Here is a 20,342-nt window from a genome sequence, read left to right on the forward strand (position 1 = left end):
CCTGTTTTATTGGACAAAACCTTTGCCAGCTCGATTCGTGATCAAATCAACGATTCGTTCCATTGCTTTCTTCGCTTCCGGTAACGGAAACAAAGTGAAGATATGTATCATCTTCGGATATTCGTAGTAATCGATTGTGACGCCTTCCTTCCGGGCTTTGTTTCTGAGCTTCCGTGCGTCTGCGGCCATGAGGTCATGAGTGCCGAAGAACAGGGAAACTTTGCCCAACCCTCGTAGGTTACCGTTAATCGGACTTAATCGATAGTCATTCAGGTCCGTATCGCCGGCATACAATTTTCCGACATAGGCGATCCGAGGAGGGGGTCTTTTTTCTCGAATGCCGGGATATCCGGATTAGACAACGTGATGTCTAGCCAAGGCGAGATAAGAATGATCCGACTCGGCTGGGGCATTGCTTTTTCCTTCAGTAATTGAGCGAGCCCTAACGCAAACCCGCCTCCTGCCGATTCTCCCATCAATACGATGTGCTGCGATGAAGTTTTCTTCAACAGCTGTTCATAAACGAAGAGCACCTGTTCATAGGATTCATGATGCTGATGATGAGGTGCTTTAGGGTAGACGGGTACGATAACTTGATAACCGGTCATATCCGCTATTTTTCTAACAAATTTCCAGTTCATAGGCAGCGGCCGGTTAATATGCCCTCCACCTAACAAATAAATGATATATTTATGTCCTGCATGCTGATTGCCGCTTAGAACGTAGCAATCTTTCCCATAAGAGGGATCCATCACAATATCCCATTTCTGTTTGAGTTCTTCAGGCAACCTATAAGGTTCCGCATTCGCTATTCGTTTTTGATCAAGAAATTTCGCAAACCTCGCTTTGTCTGCAAAATTCTGTTTTCTACCGCTCATGTGCAGCATGGTTTCGATAAGCTTGCTTCGGATGCTTTGCTTCACTTCCATCAACCTCCTCAGTGGATTTCACGATGCAATATGCAATCGATACTACATGCTCAATATGAACAGAACATGAAGCGAATGGGAAAAAGTGGTGGATCAGCAAGCAAAAAAGAGATGAACGGAATCGTCCACCTCTTAACCACACGAATAATTGAATTACGCGGCGATACGGCCTGTAAAATGACGGCCACCTTCATTCCTTTTTCTGCTGCGCTGTCAATCTCGACCGAACCGTTGTATAATTCAACCACACGTTTAACGATCGCAAGTCCGAGCCCGCTTCCGCCCGCTGCGCGGTATTACTGCCCGTTAGCTTAATAAATTGCATGGAAACTTAGTTAGATATCTATCTAATCGGTAATCGGCTCATGTTCTTGTCCGTCGACTCGGGACAAGGACTTGTACCGATAAAACGAAAAAGCCGCTTAAACAGCGACTTTCATTGGGAAGATGTTCTTGTCCTTTTCGGCAATAGTACAATGTTCTTCTTACTCTCTAACGGAAAGACAGGCCGTAAGTACGGCCCTGTAAGTGCTTTAACACTTCCCGACATCACTCTTCACGATATATCACACGGCTTGCAGCAGTGACTATGATTGAATAAGCCAATCTGTCTCTAACGCATTCCAGTTTGGCGTAGGCACTTCCGACCTTGCCCTCCATTCGGCAAAGCCCTCATTCAAGGCTGCGAGCTCAACTGCTGTCCCATCAATCAACCCGCTAACCGGAAGCATGAAGAAAATCTTCAACGCCCAGCGGATTAAGTTTGGATAGCCGGTAATCCAAGACGCCTGCTTCGCAGGGGTTAACGGGTACCCCATTGATTCAAGTACACGGAAGCCCTCTCCCATCGCCGCCACTAACTGACGCATTCGCCTATCGTCACGGACAACCTGTTTCATCTGGAAGCTGTGGAACAGAATGACCATGTTCATAGGCACGACCAGCACCATGTGGTTTTTTAGCCAGGCATCGATCTGATCATGGTAACTGAGCTTGTACTTGGTTGGCATGAATGCCTGCTCCAGCAGGGAGCGAAACGGTACGGGCCCGTCCAGACCCCCGATGACCATCTCCCCATGGCCGCCACGAATGCATATGACTCGTCCGTCGGTACGTGTACCTGCGGTAGCTTGGAATCCAAAAGCGACCTGTTTAGGCGACTGTCCATGTTTACTCAAATAGTCCTGCATGGCGTAGGTATTCATATTGTTGCCGACCAATACGATATGACGGCTAACGTTGTCTGCGAGGATCGGTAGCACATCCCCGAAATCCGAATATTTCATCATGACGAAGATCAAGTCATACGCGTCACCTGACTCTAGTCTACGAATTACACGAACCCGATCAACAGTTGTCTTGCGCTGAAGGTAATGCCGAATGACCAGTCCCTCCTTTTCCAGTTCCTCCGCTCGCTTTCCTCTTGCCAACACAGTCACGTCATGACCGCCCGCTACTAGGACATGTGCCAGATAGCTTCCCTGCACACCTGCACCGTACACAAGTATATTCAATATTATCCCTCCTTATATAATTAACAGTTGTTGAATATATAACATCTGTGGATTACAATCAAGATATCATTGGAACGGATGCAGGTGCAATGGCTAATTGCTTTCGTTTCTGTTGAGAAATGAACAACGAATGCTGGATGTGTTCAGGAAAGAGGGGAAAACCATGGATCGGCGCATCGTGAGATCAAGACAAATGATTATGCAAGCGTTCATTGGGCTGTTGGGAGAACAGGAATTTGAGAGGATCACCATTCAAGGTATAGCGGATCGGGCCAATGTCAATCGCGGAACGATCTATTTGCATTTTACAGACAAATATGACCTGCTGGAACAGAGCGTGGAAACGTATCTGATGATGCTTGCTGACAGTTGTGTGCCGGAGGATGGGCCAACCAATGAACTGTCCCGGGACCTGCTGATTCGTGCGTTCACGTATCTGAAAGAGCATGCAGAAATCTATGGCGTTTTGATTACCAATAAAGGTATTCCGACGTTCAGACACCGTATGACACAGATGATTGAAGCGAATATCACCTTGGTGGTAAACCAAATGAAGCTAGAAACCGGTATCCACAAGGATGTATTGGCGCAATTCTTATCCGTTTCCATTACGGGGTTGATTGAGTGGTGGGTCGTCCAATCTATGCCATATACGCCAGAAGAGATGGTTGAACAGATGGCTAGAATTTTGGAAGCAAGGCTGCAGCTATGGTAAACGAATTAAATTTGAAGTGTGATACCTGCATAAAAGTTTCTTGTCCTTTTCGGCAATCAAGTTCTTGTCCTTGACTCGGGACAAGAACTTGTACCGATAAAACAAAATAGTCGCTAAAACACAAAAGAAGCCGCCAAATTAGCGACTTCCAATGGAACGATATGCCATTGTAAGCTCCCTTTCTGTTTCCCTCCGCCCGCATTATCCTCCACAATGATCATTTTTTTTCGCCGTAATTGCTTCCTGTCGTGATTTTCACATCCGTAAAATTTTCAACGCTCTTGCCCTTCTGATAAAAATAGGGAACGTTCTGTTGAGCACCCTCTTGCGTATAGAAGGGATCGTCCTTGCGCAGCGGGAGTTGGACATTCTCACCCATGCTTGCCGATTTGTATATGCCCATGATCATCTCTAATGTGCTGCGGCCGCTTTCTCCGTCGATGAGTAATGGCTTTCCATGCTCGATCGCGCTCAGCACATTGTCGATCTGACCGGCATGGCCTTCATACGGCAAATCCGGCAATTCGTCATAGTATTTCCGGATTTTTTCTTCCAGTTCCAAATCGCGTTCAGGGAATCCGTTCGGCAAGGAAGTGGAAGCCGTTACCCGCCATGGTGCAGAAATTCGTGCAAACTGTCCTTGGAACACGTATTGCTGCTCTTCGCCGTGATGGATGACCGAGCTGGTAAGTTGCCCCAAGGCTCCATTCGGATATTTCATCATCGCGATGGATAAATCCTCAACCTCGGCATTGTCATGCGCGACGTTACCCATGTAAGCTTGTACGTGGCAAGGACGACCAAGCATCCACAGCAAACCATCAATATGATGAACGGCATGATTAAGCGTGGGGCCTCCCCCTCTTTCTCCCAAGTACCGCGCCACCATAAGTCGTAATAACAATGGCCCCGCCACCAGAAAGAATCCACTTGGGCATGCAGAATGTTGCCCGCCATGCCGCTATCCAACACTTGCTTCAGCTTCATAATCGGGTTTCTGAATCGATTCTGGGCGATCACGGACAACAACTTACCGCTATTCTGTGCCGCTTCGATCATATCGTCACATTCTTTAAGTGACGCTGCCATAGGCTTTTCTACAACGACATGGCTTCCTGCGTTCAGGAAATCGATCGTAACCTGCGCATGAACATACGGAGGTATACAGACGGAAACGAGATCGATACTGTCTTGAAGCAGCTCCTTATAATCGTGTACGATTTTAGCGTCCAGTCCGTACTGCTTCCGCCTCGCTTCCGCCTTCTCGGGGTAGAGCTCGCATAAAGCAACAATTTTACAGCGGTCCTTGAACTGCAAGTATGCTTCGATATGACTGGACGAAATTGCCCCCGAACCTATAATCGCTACCTTTAACATACGTAATTTTCGCCTCCTAACTTTACTTCTCATAATAAAATTGTATCCGGTGCAGCCTTGTAAATGTGTTTTGCTATGGGGGAAAAATAACGCTAAATTGCGGTTTGTATGGTATATTCAATGCAAGTACGAAGACGAGGAAGAAGGAGGCAAGCAAATTGTCGTTTGTTGCAAGCAACTACAGTATCTCTCCCTTGTACTTTGCCTATAGACGTAAAAGCGAAAATTACGAGCATAAAGAGACCTTTCATTCCCATCTTGGCCTTGAAGTGTTGTTCATTCATCAAGGAAGAGGAACTATGATCGTAAATAACAGCAGCTATGAGATTAAGCCGGGGATGATTTGTATATTTCAGCCCTGTCAACTCCACCACCTAAAGCTTGAATACGACGATCATCAGTGTTTCGAACGATCCATTGCGATTTTTGAACCGACCGTGTACGAGGCATATTTTAAACAATGGCCCGCACTCCACGAATTTTACAATTTTATATATTTGGGCAATCTCCCTTTCCCCTGCCTTTATGAAGTCGAGGACCCTTACCTGGACGTTGCGTACAAGAGCATGAACGATCGATTCCCGACGCTGTCCGACTCGGAAAAATATGAAGAAATTTCGCTGTTTCTTGTCGCACTTTTTCGCTCCTTGAAACCAATCTGGGATAAGCGGAAAGCAAGGAGTTCAACTTACCAAACCCGTAAAAATCATCGGGTGGAGCACATCTTAACCTGGATTGAAGCGAATTATACGATTCCTTTCCGATTGGACGATATGGCGAAGTCGCTGCATCTATCTCCCTACCATTTGTCACATCTCTTTAAAGAAGCGACAGGGATCAGCATCACGGAATACATAGCAGCCCGAAGGATTCATCAATCCATACAACTCTTAGCGACCACAAAAAAACCGATCTCACTTATTGCGGAGGAGATCGGATTAACGAATAGCTCTTATTTTTGCAAATTTTTTAAGTCACAAATGGGAATCACACCGCATCAATATCGAAAGAAATGGACGACTACTTAAATCATGAGGTTCCATTAAACGAAGAACTCCTGGGCATTCCAAGACCTAAATCCAACCTGCCCAGCACCCGATAGCTGAGAAAGACAATTGACTACATATGTCCTTATTATGTTTATCTCCTCTTTCCTGCCCGTTAGCTTAATGAAATAGCTGCAGAATTTTAATTAGATATGTATTCATCGGTAAACGGATTAAGTTCGTGTCCCTTTCGGCAATCGGTACAAGTTCTTGTGCGCTTCATTGCTGTAACTCTCCTCTCCATAGTAAATAAGTGATTGTAACATAAAAACCATATAAGGAATTCTATAATTCTATTGTGTAACCCTTCCTGCTAGTTGAACAAAAAGCAGCTGATTATGGGAAAACACCGCTTATCATCTCAAATAGAAAACAATGCCTGAAATATGAGAGAGCCGATAACCGCGTAATAGGGTTATCGGCTCTGTATCTGTACGGCTAGCTCTTTGACATGCGTTTATCAGCAACCTCTCGGTTATGTCACTTGTTGCTGGTCTTCTTGACCAAGTCCACGCCATCGTATGCCAGACTTTCCACACTTGCAGCCTTCTGCAGTATGTATTGATCAAAAAAGTTCTTCGTATAGTCTGTAACAAGATTTCGCATCTCCATAGCATCCCGTTCGCCTCTGAGTTCCTCATTAACACTAGTAAACACGATGTCGCAGTAATCTAAATGCGCAACACGATCAACAGAGAAATAATAGGTTTGCATGCTATTGTTAGCGCCAATTATCGCATTCATGTTATAGTTAGGTTCACAATAAAGCAGCAAGAAGGGTTTATTAAGGTCGCTGCCCTGAAGGCCGAACGCAGCGCTATCCAGGCCAATCCCGCAGGCAAACCGGTCGTCGTCCCGACAAACAATCGCCGTCGTAGGCCCTCCATAAGAATGTCCGACTATGCCCATGCCGATGTCAAGCAACAATCTGCCCTTGAAGATGGAATTCAGCTCTCCAGAGTCCATTTTGTAAAGATAATCGGCTACATACCTTACATCCTCTGCCTGTAATTCACTATACTCTGTTATCTTGGCAAGTACCGGCAGTGTAAGCACCTTGTGGCACATCTCGATGGCAGTTTCTTCGTCAGGCCGCATCTCCATCTTACCAGCCAACGCCACCATCTCCGGATCTTCAGAAAACGCCATAATGACATCCGAAAAACCCTTTGATACATTAAACAGGCGCCCATCCTTACGCTTATACATCGTGCTATTCTGATGGCCGATGCTTACCACGACATATCCTAAACTTGCCAAGTCTGTACTGATCACGGTACCCCATTCTGGAGAACCGCCCCCGCCGCAAACATAGAATAACACCGGATAGCGCTTTTCCTTCCCGGAGAGAGCAAGGTCGTCGTAACACTGGGTCTTGATATCTATAGAGTAAGCATCCTTCAACGCAGTGAGAAGTGGCTGCTCATCAAGCATTTCGTAAACTTCAGGAAACATGTACGTTGATGTAGTCTTACCTTCGCTACTGTCGGACGGATAGTACACAAACGCCGTCAGTTCTCTTTTTGAATGATCTGATGCCGTATACTCAAAATCCATCTGGGTTCGACCGACAGTATAGCTGCCGATTGGTTCTGGAAATGCGTCATAAGTTTTCATTTTCTTCTTCCCCCTTAATTAATAAAAGTGGCGAATGTGAAATACAGTAAATCATATCTACTCCTTGGCTTTCTTGAGATCGCTAACAATTTCAGAATGTTTATGATCTTCAAGCAGCCCATGACCCATAAAGTCAGCAAAGTACTTGCTAATCTTATGTTGCAGCTTAGAGTCTTTAATATCGAATTCCCTAAAAAACAGGACTAAATTAAACTGCATTGACTCAAACATAAAAAAAATCAGGTCGTCGTCAAAATCAGGTCGGAGATATCCATCAACCCTCATTCGGCGTAAGATGTCCTTGATTAAGGGGAATGACTCGCCCTTTAGCACATTCAGATATATTTTAAGCAAAATGTTCTCAGGAATGTATAAAGGTGTTTCAGTGAGTTTGATTTCCAACTCATTCAGTGGCTCGGTCATAATGCCATTAACGTTACCAAATAAGCCAGTAAGGAAAAACTGGAAAAGGGAATCTTCATTACTGTTATTAAAATACGCAACTCTTTTCTGAGTCACATTACGTATTAAGAGACAATAAAGGTCATCTTTGTCTTCAAAATACCGATAAAATGTTCCGGGGTGCATGGACAGACGATCCAAAACCATCTTCATAGTTATATCCTCGTAAAGATTATCAACGAAAAGATGCACTCAAACCTGGAGTCTCGGCCTCAACTTACGCAGGTCAATTTACTTCCGTACAACGGTATATCCTTTAACCTCTTGCAGCGCCACCGGAAATTAGCAGGCAACATGAAGGTTTTCAATGGTTTGACCGCTCGGACGAAAGATCTCTTTCATGCAGGAATATTTATGTGCTTTATTTGCTTGGCGCAATACCTTTTATCAGCAATTCCGTCCATTGTGCGGTATATGGGAGAATCTTTGGGTAGATATGCGGGCTGGAGATCCCTTCAACCAGGGCCTGGAAATAAATCAGAAGAAATTCATCCGAATATTTCAGATCAACCTTGCCTTCTTTACGCCCGCGGTGAAACAAATCCAACATAAGACTGTAGCTTTCCTTGACGTATTGCTGCATCATCAGAGATAACCCATCATCATCTTTCTTTGTAAAATAATCCATTAAATCCAAATAAAATTGTTTGTTGATTTTTTCTAGATAATTGATTTTGTTCTGACTCATAGCAATGATCGTTTCTTCGAAAGGTTTATTTTCGGCCATGATTTCTCGGGCGGTTTCCCCCATTTGAGTTAAAAAATACTTAAAAACCTCATGGACCAGGTTTTCTTTGCTCCCAAAATACTTAAAAATCGTCGTTTTACCGACATTGGCATGTCTAGCAATCTCATCGACTGTTACATTTTCGATGCCGATTTCGGTATTAATCAATTTAAAAGTTGCTTCTAGAACTTGATTCTTCTTCTCTTGCGTCCTCTTTTCAAAGCCGTTCATTCCTTATTCCTGCTTTCTAACTTATTATGACTAAAAAAATATTTTAAGAAGGATTTAGTTCGTATTTCCCCTTCCTATTTATTATATAGCGATAATTATGAATTATCAAACATATACTAGTTCTAAACTTATATATTTTTGCGTTGACTATGCGGATAATCGGGTGTATAACTGAAATTGTAAATGAACTTTGGTTTAAAACAAAGTAAATAGTTAGAACTTACGAACTCTATATCGATTATTAGTTCGCTATTTATCAGCTTTGCTTTAAACTGGAAAGCACGTTACTAAAACTGGTCTAGAAGGAGTTTTAGTGCTATGACAAACATTGTAGAAGTGCAAGGCTTACAAAAAAGATTCGGGAAATTCAAAGCGCTGCATGACGTGTCATTTGCGGTAAATGCCGGGGAAGTAGTCGGCTTTATCGGACCGAATGGCGCGGGGAAATCCACAACGATTCGCATTTTGCTCGGAATCATCCATCGGGATGCCGGAGATGCAAAAATCTTCGGCAAGGATGTATGGAAAGATAGCCTTGAGATTCATAAACGAATTTCTTATGTACCGGGGGACGTGGCTCTTTGGGGCAGCTTAACAGGCGGCGAAATCATTGATTTATTTATGAAATTGCATGGCGGCGGAGACAAAAATAAACGCGACTATTTGATTAAACGGTTTGAATTGGATCCTAAGAAGAAAGCCAAGGGCTATTCCAAAGGAAATCGGCAAAAAGTCGGCTTGATCGCGGCTTTATCCGTTGACTCCGATTTGTATATTTTCGACGAACCGACTTCCGGCCTTGATCCGTTAATGGAAGCCGTCTTCCAGGATGAGGTCGAAAAAATCAAGCTTGCGGGAAAAGCCATCTTGCTGTCCTCTCATATTTTAAGCGAAGTGGAACGACTGGCCGATAAAGTAGTTATCATTCGCCAAGGCAAAGTGGTTGAAACCGGAACATTGGATGAGCTGCGTCATTTAACGCGTTCTACAGTAACTATAGTAACGCAAGGCAATGTGGCTATAATGGCATCGGTTAACGGTGTTCATGATTTCAAGCAATCCGGCAATCAAGCGACATTCTTTGCGGATAACGAATTTATCAATGAGATTTTGTCCGAAGCGGCAAAATTGGGGGTCAAGAAGTTTGAGTCCGTGCCGCCTACGCTAGAAGACTTATTCATGCGTCATTATGAAGTCTAAGAGCGGAAACGGAGGAGATTATAATGCAAGAAAAATTTGCGCGTTCGCGAGTACTATTCGTCCAATACCTGAAACGTGATTGGAAAAAAATCATCATCTGGGTTTTAGGTTTAGGCTTGTTTTCAGCCGGATTTGTTCCGGCTTTTGAAGAAATGGGCAAGGGCCAAGGGTTGCAGGGAATGTATGAAACCTTGCAAAATCCTGCTATGATTTCCATGGTTGGTCCTACACCGATTGAGAACGCAGCGGATTATACTTTGGGTGCAATGTATGCGCACGAAATGTTGTTATTCTGCGGTTTGTTTGCGATGATTATCGCTGCTTTGCATGTGGTAAGCCATACTCGCAAAGAAGAAGATCTTGGGCTTACTGAACTCGTACGCTCCTTTCAAGTAGGCCGTCAAGCCAATTCGTTTGCGGTGATTGCCGAAGTCGTCATGATCAATATTCTATTAGCGCTCGTTATTGGCGGAATGATGACTAGCTTTGGCGTAGATACGATTTCGGCCGAAGGATCCTTTTTGTTTGGCGCATCCATTGGAATGGCCGGGATCTTGGGAGCCGTAATTGCCTTAGTTATGGCGCAAATTATGCCGACTTCATCCGGTGCAACCGGTTCATCGCTCGGAATTGTAGGCTTGCTCTATATTATCCGAGCCGGAACGGATGTGTCGAATGTTGATTTTTCCATGATCAATCCGATGGGTTGGACTTATCTGACTTATCCATTTACAGAAAACAATGGGGTCCCTCTGATTTTGGCTATAGTCTTCAGCGTTATTGTCGTGATCATCGCTTTTGTCCTTGAAGGCGGTCGAGATATGGGTGCCGGTTATTTACCAGAAAGAGATGGCCGGGAGTCGGCAAAAAAATCATTGCTGTCCGTACCCGGCCTGTTTACAAAGCTGAACAAAGGCGTAATGATCAGTTGGTTGATTGCTTTCGTCGTCATGGGAGCAGCCTATGGTTCGATTTATGGAGATATGCAGACGTTCCTTGAAAGCAATGAAATCATGAGTCAAATGTTTACGATATCCGGCGTTTCCATCGAAGAAGCCTTCACTGGGACCATTATGATGGTCATGATTGGATTGGTTTCCATTTTGCCGATTGCGATCGTGAACAAACTTTTCTCGGAAGAAGCGCGACAGCATTTAAGCCAGCTTTATGCAACAAAAGTGACTCGAGCTCAGCTCTATTGGACGAGTGTCATTTTGGCGATTGTTGCTGGAATCGTTGGCATTTTGCTAGCTTCAAGCGGACTTGGCGGGACGGCCATTTCTGCCCTGGGTGACGGCTCGTCCATGAATATGAGGGATTTTTTGGCTGCTGGCTATAACTTCCTGCCTTCCGTGTTGTTCTTTATTGCACTTGCCGCTTTGGCTTTAGGTTGGGCACCAAGACTAGGCAAAGCCGTATATGCGTATCTTGGCTATTCTTTTGCATTAAACTATTTCGGCGGCATTCTCGATTTGCCGGAATGGTTCTCGAAAACAGCCGTTCAAAGTTGGATTCCGCGGATGCCGGTAGATTCGTTTGATGCAGCAACCTTTATTACGATCTCAGTGATCAGTGTTGCTTTGATGATTATGGGCTATTTGGGATATCGCAGACGGGATATGGTGGAAGGAGCTTAGCAGGAAAATAGATTCGTGATTTACATTATACTTTGAAATGATGAGCAAAAAACGGGCTGAAAGGTATAATTCCGGCCCGTTTTTCTGCATTTTATAGATGGCCACAACACCGGTCGGTGTCTAATCAAAACGAACTAATGCATGTCTCTCCCATCTTTGATATGAAAATGCTCATGATCAACCGCATTCATCCCAACCAACTTACCACTCTTTTTGTGATAATATGTGAAGTTATGATTTAGCGGAATTCAAAGCAATTGATAATTGTGGTCTCTTGGCAAGCCCTTGATTTCATTCACGGCTAACTCACGAATGGCATAAACACCTATTGATCATCTCAAATAATAAAACTGAACACTGATTTATTTCTAATTTAATCAGTAGGTTCGATAGAGCCAAGATTTCTGTACTCCATTGCATAGTTCATAGCTGTATGCCTATTTACACACTCACTGATATAATTGATCCAACCCTCTGAAGAATCAACAATCCGTTATCGATACTCTCAATGAAGTACTTCTTATCATCTAAAACCACAACATCACTTTCCTTCAATTTGACTTCGCTTTTAAAATAAATGAAGTTATCTGATCCAGGTACTGCTCCTTTGTAGTAATTCATGCTGTTCTCAACTCCTAATAAAACTTTTACCGAGTATAGTCTCCTAATATTTTATCATGGATTAGTCATGTAACCTTTGGATGAAAGGCAAATATAAAAATAAAGAATGGCAAGCTCGCTCCCATTCTTTATTTGTTGAAATATTTCTATGTTTTCGATGTTATGTTATGTTCCCAAGTCATGCGAACAATTTGCGGACAGCCCCTTTTCCCGTAAAACCTTATAATTTTGCTAGGTATTTTGCGGTGCGTATTAACTGGCTGGTAAAGGAGTTCTCGTTATCATACCACGCAGCAATTTTCACTAATGTATCTGTTCCTAGCTCTGTTACCTTTGTCTGTGTGGCGTCAAACAAACTGCCGTAAGTCATGCCGATAATATCAGACGAAACAAGCTGTTCATCTGTATACCCATATTCTTTTGACTGGGACTGTTCCATCTTCTTGTTGACCTGCTCTACTGTCACGGAGCCGCCTACCACTGCGGTTAATTCTGTCAGTGAGCCCGCCATGACCGGCACTCTTTGCGATGTTCCATCCAGCTTGCCATCCAAAGACGGGATCACTAGCCCGATTGCTTTTGCTGCTCCGGTCGAGGTCGGGATGATGTTGCCCGCCGCAGAACGCGCCCGCCGTAGGTCGATCTTGGGATGGGGGCCATCCAAGGTGTTCTGGTCGTTTGTGTAAGCGTGTATGGTGGTCATAAAGCCCTTTTTGAGTGGTGCAAGCTCGTTCAAGAAATACGCCATTGGCGCGAGGCAGTTCGTCGTACAGGAAGCTGCCGAAACAATGGTATCGTTCTTAGCCAACGTATGTTCATTGATACCGAAAACAATAGTGGGAACATCCTTCCCGGCTGTGGTGGAGATCAGCACCTTTTTGGCACCTGCTTCAATATGTGCTGCTGACGCTTTTTTCGATGCCAAGAAGCCAGTGCATTCCAGAACAACGTCAATTTGCAGTTCTTTCCACGGGAGCTTTCCTGGGTCTTTTTCGGCATAGATCGGAATATCCACACCGTTCACGTTCAAGCTGTTTTCGTTATAACCAATCTTGGCATCATAACGCCCTTGCGTGGTGTCATGCTTCAGCAAGTGCGCAAGCATCTGCGGACTTGTAAGATCATTGATGGCTGCAACTCTATATCCTTCTGTATCAAAAAGCTGCCGAAATGCAAGTCTGCCAATTCTGCCAAAACCGTTAATTGCGATGTTAATTGCCATCATCATAACCACCTTTCTGTCAATATCCAAATTATATCCCTTGAATTTTTGTGATACACTGTTATATGTGAAGCATTTAACTATACTATTTGTCAGGTGAGAACCATGCCACAAATTGATCGCCATAAAAACAGAACGGTAGATATCGAATTTGTAGCTGCCGAAGATTTTGCACATTTCCCCTACCCGGAGCGGTTTACGCTTGTTTTTGTTACGAATGGAAGTATAAAAGGGATATTGAACGAACGCCCGATCACCATTTCAGCACCCGCTATTCTTTGTTTGTCTGAAGAGGATACGATACAAGTTTTTGATAAGCACAACGCTTCTGCATCATCATTTAGTTTTCATCCGGATTTTCTTAACTCGACCCCCCATTCTGAAACACAAACTTATTTTCCGACCGATTTGAAAATAGAAACAGGTCTTTCGCTGTTTCGTAAGTCTCCTGAACGAACGGGGATACCTCGCATAACCGAGAAGGCATATCCACAATTATTCGAGTGGTTTTTTGTGCTTGGCACAGAAGTGTATGCGCAAAGCGATGCACTCTGGGCATGTAGAATAAAAAAATATTTTATACAAATAATGGGGGTGCTTGAAGACTTAAACCGTCACAGCGAACTGTCACCTGTGGATTTAGTTCTGGAATATATACACACAAATTATCCGGACAAAATCATCCTGGAAGATTTAACAAAATGCGCGTACTTGAACCGCGTTTCTCTCAATAAGATGTTTCAGGAAAGATGCGGGTGCACCGCAATGGGTTACTTACTGTCGCACCGCTTGAAGGTTGCGGGGAATCTTCTGACCCATACAGACATGACCTTAAATGAAATTGCACGTGCTACCGGATTTGAGTATGACACTTACTTCATTAAACAATTTACGGCTAAAAAAGGCATGTCACCAACAGCATATCGGGAAATCTCCCGAAAGTTCTCTGCTGCCCAATAATAAAGGAAACTTTGACTGGCTTGGGCGCATAATTCAGCTGCTTGCTGAGGCTGTAGGTGAGAAAAAATAAATGAGTGCCAGGATCAGGTAAGGCTCCCAAATGCGGTAATATTACCCGGACATCGCTGAACTTGTACCGATAAAACAAAAAAGCCGCTAAATTAGCGACTTTCAATGGGACCATGATCGTATCGCCCGACAAACGATGAACAGTAATAAATATGGACAATTAAATTTATCCAGTCACACGATTCACAATTTTTAGAACCGCATCCCTCGTTAATTTATTTCCACCTGAAGCGATGAGGTTGACTGTAGCATGGGCTAACGCTAATGGAATCTTGCAAAACTTTAATGCTGGGCCATCCTTCAGCTCTGCGATATAAGAGTCGGCAATCTGTAGATTGCGGTGTGTGTACTGTTGCATCTCCTTATATCCCCAACCATCAGGAAAGAAGTCAACGCCACGTTTAAGATCCTCTTCTCTATTACGGAGGATATTTACCGCTTGTAGACCTCGTCCGAAAGCAATCGCTTTCGTTAGATCTGATCGAGTTCCGTCATACCAATACCAAAGCTCCGATAACATCTCTCCAACCATACCTGCCACGCTATAGGTATATCGATCCAGATCCTCTTCTGTATGAATGCTCCACCCGTTTTGAACCCATTCAGCCATATGTAACGCCATCTTTGAGATGTACCGATATACGATATCGGCACTGGAAGACGGACATAGAAGCGCCCATTTACCTATTTGCATCGTAACTGCCGGTAATACCGTCCGATGAGGAGATAGTATGAATTGGGTTTCCATAACATCCTGAGTTTTAAATGTTTCATAAATCTCAAGAAGTAGTTCCACCTTCAGTTCGTCAGCGAGTTCATTGTGGTCCTCGATTTCATCTATGGCCCGCATACATAAATAGCCTGATGCAACAGCTTCCCTTAATCCTGAATCCAAATAACTTATTGGTATAAAAAAAGTGCGGCTCGTTTTCTTTAACATGGACATTGCTTCTTTCATTGCGATGTTATTAATGAGTGCTCCCTCCAAATAGTATCTCAGCTTTAAATGACGTATTGCTTTACTGCGATAATAACATACTCTACCGCATTTTAACCAAAAAGTATCCCACAGTAACGGATGTGTTGAAAAAACACCCTTATGAATCCACATAAAGATTGGGCATCTAAAGGTCATACTTCACAAAAAAATGGCTGCCAATCTACTCAACGGCTGGTGAGATATTCTAACATGGATCGAATTTTATTTTAGGATTCATTCATTAAATCCATACGAATGTAACATTATTATTAGGTATTTTATATCGCTTAACTTAATCATCTAAAGGGAGAAGCCAGTACAAAATCATCCTCTTCTCCGATTATACAAAGATGAACATCAGGGATTTCTTCACTTACAGCTTTTCGGCAATGAGGTCTACTTCCGATAGGTTCCTGATGAACTCATTCCACGCATTCCACTTATTTATGTCCTGAAAAATGATCTTGGATCTTTTTCAGTCTTTCAAGGTGTGGTTTCAACTTCCCTAGCATCAACGCTTTATAATTCTCCGCTAGATAAAACATGTGAGCTGCGTCGTTATCTTTAAACGACGTAATCGTCTTATTTAGCTCATAGAGCTCCGTTGCAAGCGAGCGCAAGGTTTCTCTAGTCTTGGTGTCTATCGTTTTAGGATTAGACTTCCAATACGAATAGCTTATATCGTATAATGACCACCATATTCTCGCCTCACGAGCAAGAATAAACATGTCCAGCTGCTCATCCGTTGTCATTGCCGCATTATTAACAAAATACTTAGGAACAGCATTGTTACTGTAGGTATCGCTAAATTCAATGAATATTGATATTTGATTATCGATTTCTTACGCTTGGATCTTCGCCTTATCGATCAATTGCCGAATCTTAGCAGGATCTTCATTTTCCTTCGACTCACTAATTGCCATTAAGGTGTCAGCAAGCGGAATTGTTTCAGAAGCGTGCTTTACTAAATAGACAAATGCCGAGTCGTTCTTCTGCTGATATAGTGAATAGAGGTCATTGTATTTTACAGATGATTGGTTTTCCAAATGTCTGTACATCGCAGCGTTTATTAATATGAAAATAATAAGTATTAGTGCGTAGATCTTTATGTGCTTGGGCAAAGTGTTCTTCCTTTTTGAAAATTTAATTGAAGTCGTCAATTTGATTGTAATAAGTCAGTTATTACAGTCCTGCTTTCGTACACATTTAAAAATTTACTCTAGCATGAAATTCATCAACCATAAATGGATAAAATATTCCACTAAACTGCCCGTTAGCTTAAAGAAAAGGAGCAGCTGCCAGCCGGCAAACTGCTCCTTGCTATTTTCAACTATCGTTCCCAATTAGCGTAATGAATGATTCGATCGGTTCCCTTTAAGAACAATCTATAAATGAAAATACATCAGGGCAAAAAGGTTCTCCCAGCGAACCCTCATATCTTGTTTAATCTTTTCCCTCTGACCGGAGCTGCGCCCCGACCAGTTCTACAAAGTGACGCCCGCGCTCTTCAAATTTACGGCGAGGCCAGCTTGTGCGCCTGCGACACTGCCTCGGCCAGACCTTCACAGCCGATAATAGGCAGCCCCCCGTCACTTTACGCACCGCAGCCTCAATTTGACTGGACGTTTTCGCCAATCAACAGCAGCACCTTACCATGATCAATCAGTAGCCCATTCGAACGGATGGTGATAGCTACTGCGAGGCTACTGCGAGGATGGATGGATCAACATGGATTTGAGAGGCACCATCGAATCCTCCGGAACGTAATAATTGAATTTGTTGTCGCTGATCTGCCCAAGCAGCTGGCGGCGTATCGGATCGGCGTCCTTCAACAGGCTCACAGACGCCGAATGATAGTCGATAGGACGCATCCAGATCGGGCTGTAGCCGAGGAACAGCTGCCTTCTTGTGAATGCGGAGCGATTCGGAGAGCCAGCATGCCACAAGTTTTGGGCGAACACGAAGACGTCACCTGGTTTTCCGCACACTTGTACCTCTCCGTCAAGCTGCTGGCGCACATCCTTGTGATTCGGGTTGTACGGCTGCTTGTGACTGCCCGGAATCACTTTCGTATTGCCGCGATCCGGCTCCGACATATCGCTCAAAATATAACAAACCTTAATATAATAGGTTGCCGTCATGCCGTTAATGACAGGAAATTGCGGATGCGGACCGTCTTGATGCCAATCGATAAAGCTGTGCGTGGCCGTTTGGGCTTCGCTTGGATTCGGTTGTCTGATCGTGAGGTGGGAGATGTGAAGCTGAATGTTGTGGCCAAGCAAATTAACGATTAACGGAAGAATGGCAGGCTGATCGATTAATGCAGCGATCTCGGCATGGCGTTCTACGCTGTTATAAATATTATGCGAAAGCGTTTCTGGTTCCGCCAAGACAATTTCGTCGATCGCGGCATTCAGCCGGCTCACCTGTTCCTGCGACAAAATATCTGGTATAACCAAATACCCCTGTTCATGAAATTGCTCCATTAATTTCGGTATTTCCAACTTGGCTGTCTTCATCCTTTATACCTCCTACTTGTATTTAATTTAATTATATTTGGCAAACCATCATGTTATAATGTAAGAAAAAATGATTTTCCTTGTAAATAATTTCAACTTACGAAAGGGGGTTGTCATGCAATGGAGTTCAGTCGATTTCTGGAACCCGATCTGCAATACCATGTCTACGTGAAGGATACCCCTCAATTTCAGAAAACGCATGATACGTATGATCATTGGGCGTTGTTCATCGTCGAAGAAGGCGCTTTTAATTACAGAATGGGCAGCCAAAGCGGAAGGGCGGTCAAGGATGACATCGTATTATGCCCGCCCGATCTAACTTTTTACCGGCAAACGGACGGTTTATCGTTCCATCTTATGGGGTTTCAATGGATCAATTCCCTAGAGGAGCCGCCGCGTGTGGCGGATTTCCCGACTTTCGGCAAGCTTCGGCTGTTGAACAACAAACGCTTCCAATCCACCCTTTCTCAATTTCGCGAAGCCCAATACTTGCATGCAGGGATTGGTCATATGTACAAGAAACATCTTCTCAGGGATCTGCTCTATTTGCTTCAGATCGAGCAATCCGAGCAGCATACGATGACCTTGTTCAGCGAGGATCCGACCCTTGGCCGAGCCCTGCATCTGCTTCAGCAGCAAGCAGAATTCGGCCTTTCGTTGAAGTCGATCGCTGTGGAGCTTGGTCTAACCCAGGTGCAGCTGACAAGACTGTTTACACGCGAGTTCCGCATAACGCCAAGCGCCTACGCAACTAACCTTAGAATGGACAAGGTGAAGCAGCTCCTTGTATACTCTTCGCTTACCCTTGTCCAAATCGCCGAGCATTGCGGATTTACCGACGAACATCATTTAAGCAAGAGCTTCAAAAAACTGTGCGGGGTCAATCCTTCGTTGTACCGAAAAACTCATAGCGTATGATAGAAAAGACCGACCTGCATCGAATGAGGTCGGCCTTTCATTCCCGTTATTTAGTCCCCGTAACCGAGCGCCTTGAGCTGATCCATAGCGCTGTCCACTAACGCTTTGTAGTTCATAGACGTTTCCAGCGTCTTGATAAAGTCATCGTATTCGGTCAATGGACGTTTATCGTAAATAAACTTCGCGATCTCCTCTTCCATGTATCGAGTCGCATCGGCAGGGTTATACCCCTCCGGATTGTCGACGAATCCGTTCAACGCTTCAATACGGGGTTGATCGTTCGCGAATTCGATTGCAGCCGATTGTGCGGCGAACTTCGCTTGCAAATATTCCATTTCCGGTCTGCCGGTGAATTGGTACAGCCAAGAATGGCCAACCTCGCCCGCTTTGTCCGTCATCAACGGCTTGCCGTCCTCAAGTGTGAAGTGTGTATCCTTCACCCCGAACTGCACGAGCAACGAGCCTCCGTCCGGATTCGAAATATAGTTGAGGAGATCGAACACCCGCTGCAGCTTCTCCGGGTCTTTCTCAAGCGCTTTCGGAATGGCATATCTACCAGGCGCTGCACCGATATCCCACGAACCGTCGAATTGTCCTCCTGTACCCGATGGAGCGGCGATTTGCAGCCATTCCGCATTCGGATTAACGGTTTTGATCTGTTCCACGAACTGCTCCTTCGTCATGTTAGGCCAATCGATATAGACGATGCCCGCCTGCCCTTTGATCGCCTTCTCTTGATGCTGCAATCCGCTATTGGCGAGCAGCTCCGGATCAACCGATCCGGATTCAATCATGTCCTTAATAAAGGCCAAAGCATCCTTCATTGCCGGTTCATGCAGCGCACTGACGACTTTACCGTCCTTCTCGTAGAAGTTGCCTGGCATTCCGACGCCGAAGGCTCCGAAAACGGTCGAGAATGCACTCAGCTTGCTGCCCGTCAGACCGAAGGTGTCCGGCTTGCCATTTCCATCCGGATCATTCTTAGTGAACGCTTCCGCTACGGAAGCCAACTGCTCTACGGTCGTCGGCACCTCCAGCTTCAGCTTGTCGAGCCAATCCTTTCGGATCCATAAGGTGTTGTAAGGGATTTGCGGAGATTTGGAGATGCCATATACTTTCCCGTCGACCATCCCCTTCTTGACGCTGTCCTCTCCGATGAACGCTACCGTTTGCTCCAATTTATCCATATACGGCGTCAGATCGAGAAGCAGCCCTTGCTTGGAAAATTGAATGAGCTGCTGCCGGTCGACCATGAACAGGTCGGGAAAGTTCCCCGAAGACATCCGAACGTTTAGTTGATTGTTGTAATCGTCCGCTGCTGGATACACTGTCAGGTTCAGGTCGATATTCAGCGCCTTATCCAATTCCTGCTTAATTATATCTTTATCGGGCGTCGGAAGATTGTTCCCCGTCTCGATAATGTCGAGCTTAACCGGTTTGCCGTTAGGCTGCTCCATCGTTTCCGTTCCGGGCTTGGCGGTAGCGCCCGAAGGGTTTCCCGGATTCTCGCTGCTGTTTCCCCCCGAACAAGCAGAAAGCATAGCCCCCGCTAATGAAACGGCTACTAGCAAAGTCCCTAATTTCTTCATGATCTTAACC

General features: G+C 44.5%; 17 protein-coding genes and 3 pseudogenes. 6 read left to right on the plus strand and 14 right to left on the minus strand.

Annotated features, from left to right (window positions below; genetic code table 11):
- Positions 1-6: 6 nt before the first annotated feature.
- From BJP58_RS34095 to BJP58_RS03295, 3 genes and pseudogenes are all read right to left on the minus strand, one after another.
- Positions 7-929: pseudogene (locus BJP58_RS34095) on the minus strand (alpha/beta hydrolase fold domain-containing protein).
- A gap of 50 nt (positions 930-979) precedes the next feature.
- A pseudogene (locus tag BJP58_RS33845) lies at positions 980-1,207 on the minus strand (hypothetical protein); the annotation flags it as partial.
- A gap of 309 nt (positions 1,208-1,516) precedes the next feature.
- The gene (locus BJP58_RS03295) at positions 1,517-2,443 is read right to left on the minus strand and encodes a ketopantoate reductase family protein (RefSeq protein WP_194542780.1); all 927 of its coding nucleotides are present in this window, start codon (positions 2,441-2,443) and stop codon (positions 1,517-1,519) included.
- A 163-nt stretch (positions 2,444-2,606) separates the two neighbouring features.
- Here BJP58_RS03295 and BJP58_RS03300 point away from each other — a divergent pair, with 163 nt between their 5' ends.
- The gene (locus BJP58_RS03300; RefSeq protein WP_194544795.1) at positions 2,607-3,158 is read left to right on the plus strand and encodes a TetR/AcrR family transcriptional regulator; all 552 of its coding nucleotides are present in this window, start codon (positions 2,607-2,609) and stop codon (positions 3,156-3,158) included.
- 217 nt (positions 3,159-3,375) lie between these two features.
- Here the strand turns inward: BJP58_RS03300 and BJP58_RS03305 are convergent.
- Positions 3,376-4,535, minus strand: a pseudogene (locus BJP58_RS03305) (Gfo/Idh/MocA family protein).
- Positions 4,536-4,693: 158 nt separating this feature from the next.
- Here BJP58_RS03305 and BJP58_RS03310 point away from each other — a divergent pair.
- On the plus strand, positions 4,694-5,563 hold the full coding sequence (locus BJP58_RS03310; RefSeq protein WP_194542781.1) for an AraC family transcriptional regulator: 870 nt from the start codon (positions 4,694-4,696) through the stop codon (positions 5,561-5,563).
- Between the two features lie 498 nt (positions 5,564-6,061).
- On the opposite strand, the gene BJP58_RS03315 is transcribed toward BJP58_RS03310, so the two are convergent.
- From BJP58_RS03315 to BJP58_RS03325, 3 genes are all read right to left on the minus strand, one after another.
- Positions 6,062-7,198 (minus strand): alpha/beta hydrolase, encoded by a 1,137-nt coding sequence (locus BJP58_RS03315; RefSeq protein ID WP_194542782.1) that lies wholly within the window; start codon positions 7,196-7,198, stop codon positions 6,062-6,064.
- Positions 7,199-7,255: 57 nt separating this feature from the next.
- Complete coding sequence (locus tag BJP58_RS03320; RefSeq protein ID WP_267907861.1) at positions 7,256-7,852, minus strand: TetR/AcrR family transcriptional regulator; 597 nt, start codon at positions 7,850-7,852, stop codon at positions 7,256-7,258.
- 169 nt (positions 7,853-8,021) lie between these two features.
- Complete coding sequence (locus BJP58_RS03325; protein WP_194542783.1) at positions 8,022-8,618, minus strand: TetR/AcrR family transcriptional regulator; 597 nt, start codon at positions 8,616-8,618, stop codon at positions 8,022-8,024.
- Positions 8,619-8,936: 318 nt separating this feature from the next.
- Here BJP58_RS03325 and BJP58_RS03330 point away from each other — a divergent pair, with 318 nt between their 5' ends.
- Both BJP58_RS03330 and BJP58_RS03335 read left to right on the plus strand, forming a co-directional pair.
- Entirely contained in the window at positions 8,937-9,818 is an 882-nt protein-coding gene (locus BJP58_RS03330) for an ABC transporter ATP-binding protein (protein ID WP_194542784.1), read from the plus strand.
- Between the two features lie 23 nt (positions 9,819-9,841).
- Complete coding sequence (locus BJP58_RS03335; protein ID WP_194542785.1) at positions 9,842-11,455, plus strand: ABC transporter permease; 1,614 nt, start codon at positions 9,842-9,844, stop codon at positions 11,453-11,455.
- A 441-nt stretch (positions 11,456-11,896) separates the two neighbouring features.
- Here the strand turns inward: BJP58_RS03335 and BJP58_RS03340 are convergent, their stop codons facing one another.
- Together BJP58_RS03340 and gap are read right to left on the minus strand one after the other, a co-directional pair.
- On the minus strand, positions 11,897-12,076 hold the full coding sequence (locus tag BJP58_RS03340) for a hypothetical protein (RefSeq protein ID WP_194542786.1): 180 nt from the start codon (positions 12,074-12,076) through the stop codon (positions 11,897-11,899).
- 220 nt (positions 12,077-12,296) lie between these two features.
- Positions 12,297-13,298, minus strand: a complete 1,002-nt coding sequence (gene gap / locus BJP58_RS03345) for a type I glyceraldehyde-3-phosphate dehydrogenase (RefSeq protein WP_194544796.1) — start codon at positions 13,296-13,298, stop codon at positions 12,297-12,299.
- A 105-nt stretch (positions 13,299-13,403) separates the two neighbouring features.
- Between gap and BJP58_RS03350 the strand changes: the two genes are divergently transcribed.
- Positions 13,404-14,258 (plus strand): helix-turn-helix domain-containing protein, encoded by an 855-nt coding sequence (locus BJP58_RS03350; protein ID WP_194542787.1) that lies wholly within the window; start codon positions 13,404-13,406, stop codon positions 14,256-14,258.
- A 235-nt stretch (positions 14,259-14,493) separates the two neighbouring features.
- Here BJP58_RS03350 and BJP58_RS03355 read toward each other — a convergent pair whose 3' ends face one another.
- The 4 genes from BJP58_RS03355 to BJP58_RS03370 form a co-directional block, all read right to left on the minus strand.
- Complete coding sequence (locus BJP58_RS03355; protein WP_233354940.1) at positions 14,494-15,285, minus strand: squalene/phytoene synthase family protein; 792 nt, start codon at positions 15,283-15,285, stop codon at positions 14,494-14,496.
- Between the two features lie 461 nt (positions 15,286-15,746).
- Positions 15,747-16,058 carry a hypothetical protein gene (locus BJP58_RS33490; protein ID WP_233354941.1) on the minus strand — a complete coding sequence of 104 codons (312 nt, stop codon included), beginning with the start codon at positions 16,056-16,058 and terminating at the stop codon, positions 15,747-15,749.
- 691 nt (positions 16,059-16,749) lie between these two features.
- Positions 16,750-16,941 carry a hypothetical protein gene (locus BJP58_RS03365; RefSeq protein ID WP_194542788.1) on the minus strand — a complete coding sequence of 64 codons (192 nt, stop codon included), beginning with the start codon at positions 16,939-16,941 and terminating at the stop codon, positions 16,750-16,752.
- Positions 16,942-17,009: 68 nt separating this feature from the next.
- Positions 17,010-17,825, minus strand: coding sequence for a phytanoyl-CoA dioxygenase family protein (locus BJP58_RS03370; RefSeq protein ID WP_194542789.1), 816 nt, complete (start codon positions 17,823-17,825; stop codon positions 17,010-17,012).
- Between the two features lie 120 nt (positions 17,826-17,945).
- On the opposite strand from BJP58_RS03370, the gene BJP58_RS03375 reads away from it, so the two are divergent.
- Positions 17,946-18,743 carry an AraC family transcriptional regulator gene (locus BJP58_RS03375; protein ID WP_194542790.1) on the plus strand — a complete coding sequence of 266 codons (798 nt, stop codon included), beginning with the start codon at positions 17,946-17,948 and terminating at the stop codon, positions 18,741-18,743.
- Between the two features lie 50 nt (positions 18,744-18,793).
- On the opposite strand, the gene BJP58_RS03380 is transcribed toward BJP58_RS03375, so the two are convergent.
- Positions 18,794-20,332, minus strand: coding sequence for an extracellular solute-binding protein (locus tag BJP58_RS03380; RefSeq protein WP_194542791.1), 1,539 nt, complete (start codon positions 20,330-20,332; stop codon positions 18,794-18,796).
- Between the last annotated feature and the right edge of the window lie 10 nt (positions 20,333-20,342).

Source organism: Paenibacillus sp. JZ16 (genome assembly GCF_015326965.1).
GTDB lineage: Bacteria > Bacillota > Bacilli > Paenibacillales > Paenibacillaceae > Paenibacillus_AQ.

What these genes read in the sequence shown, in the direction of transcription:
- BJP58_RS03330 (WP_194542784.1), top strand. Translation starts at nt 8,937, where the DNA reads ATGACAAACATTGTAGAAGTGCAAGGCTTACAAAAAAGATTCGGGAAA.
- BJP58_RS03370 (WP_194542789.1), bottom strand. Translation starts at nt 17,825, where the DNA reads ATGAAGACAGCCAAGTTGGAAATACCGAAATTAATGGAGCAATTTCAT.
- BJP58_RS03380 (WP_194542791.1), bottom strand. Translation starts at nt 20,332, where the DNA reads ATGAAGAAATTAGGGACTTTGCTAGTAGCCGTTTCATTAGCGGGGGCT.
- BJP58_RS33490 (WP_233354941.1), bottom strand. Translation starts at nt 16,058, where the DNA reads ATGACAACGGATGAGCAGCTGGACATGTTTATTCTTGCTCGTGAGGCG.
- BJP58_RS03300 (WP_194544795.1), top strand. Translation starts at nt 2,607, where the DNA reads ATGGATCGGCGCATCGTGAGATCAAGACAAATGATTATGCAAGCGTTC.
- BJP58_RS03340 (WP_194542786.1), bottom strand. Translation starts at nt 12,076, where the DNA reads ATGAATTACTACAAAGGAGCAGTACCTGGATCAGATAACTTCATTTAT.
- gap (WP_194544796.1), bottom strand. Translation starts at nt 13,298, where the DNA reads ATGGCAATTAACATCGCAATTAACGGTTTTGGCAGAATTGGCAGACTT.
- BJP58_RS03335 (WP_194542785.1), top strand. Translation starts at nt 9,842, where the DNA reads ATGCAAGAAAAATTTGCGCGTTCGCGAGTACTATTCGTCCAATACCTG.
- BJP58_RS03315 (WP_194542782.1), bottom strand. Translation starts at nt 7,198, where the DNA reads ATGAAAACTTATGACGCATTTCCAGAACCAATCGGCAGCTATACTGTC.
- BJP58_RS03355 (WP_233354940.1), bottom strand. Translation starts at nt 15,285, where the DNA reads ATGAAAGAAGCAATGTCCATGTTAAAGAAAACGAGCCGCACTTTTTTT.
- BJP58_RS03375 (WP_194542790.1), top strand. Translation starts at nt 17,946, where the DNA reads ATGGAGTTCAGTCGATTTCTGGAACCCGATCTGCAATACCATGTCTAC.
- BJP58_RS03350 (WP_194542787.1), top strand. Translation starts at nt 13,404, where the DNA reads ATGCCACAAATTGATCGCCATAAAAACAGAACGGTAGATATCGAATTT.
- BJP58_RS03325 (WP_194542783.1), bottom strand. Translation starts at nt 8,618, where the DNA reads ATGAACGGCTTTGAAAAGAGGACGCAAGAGAAGAAGAATCAAGTTCTA.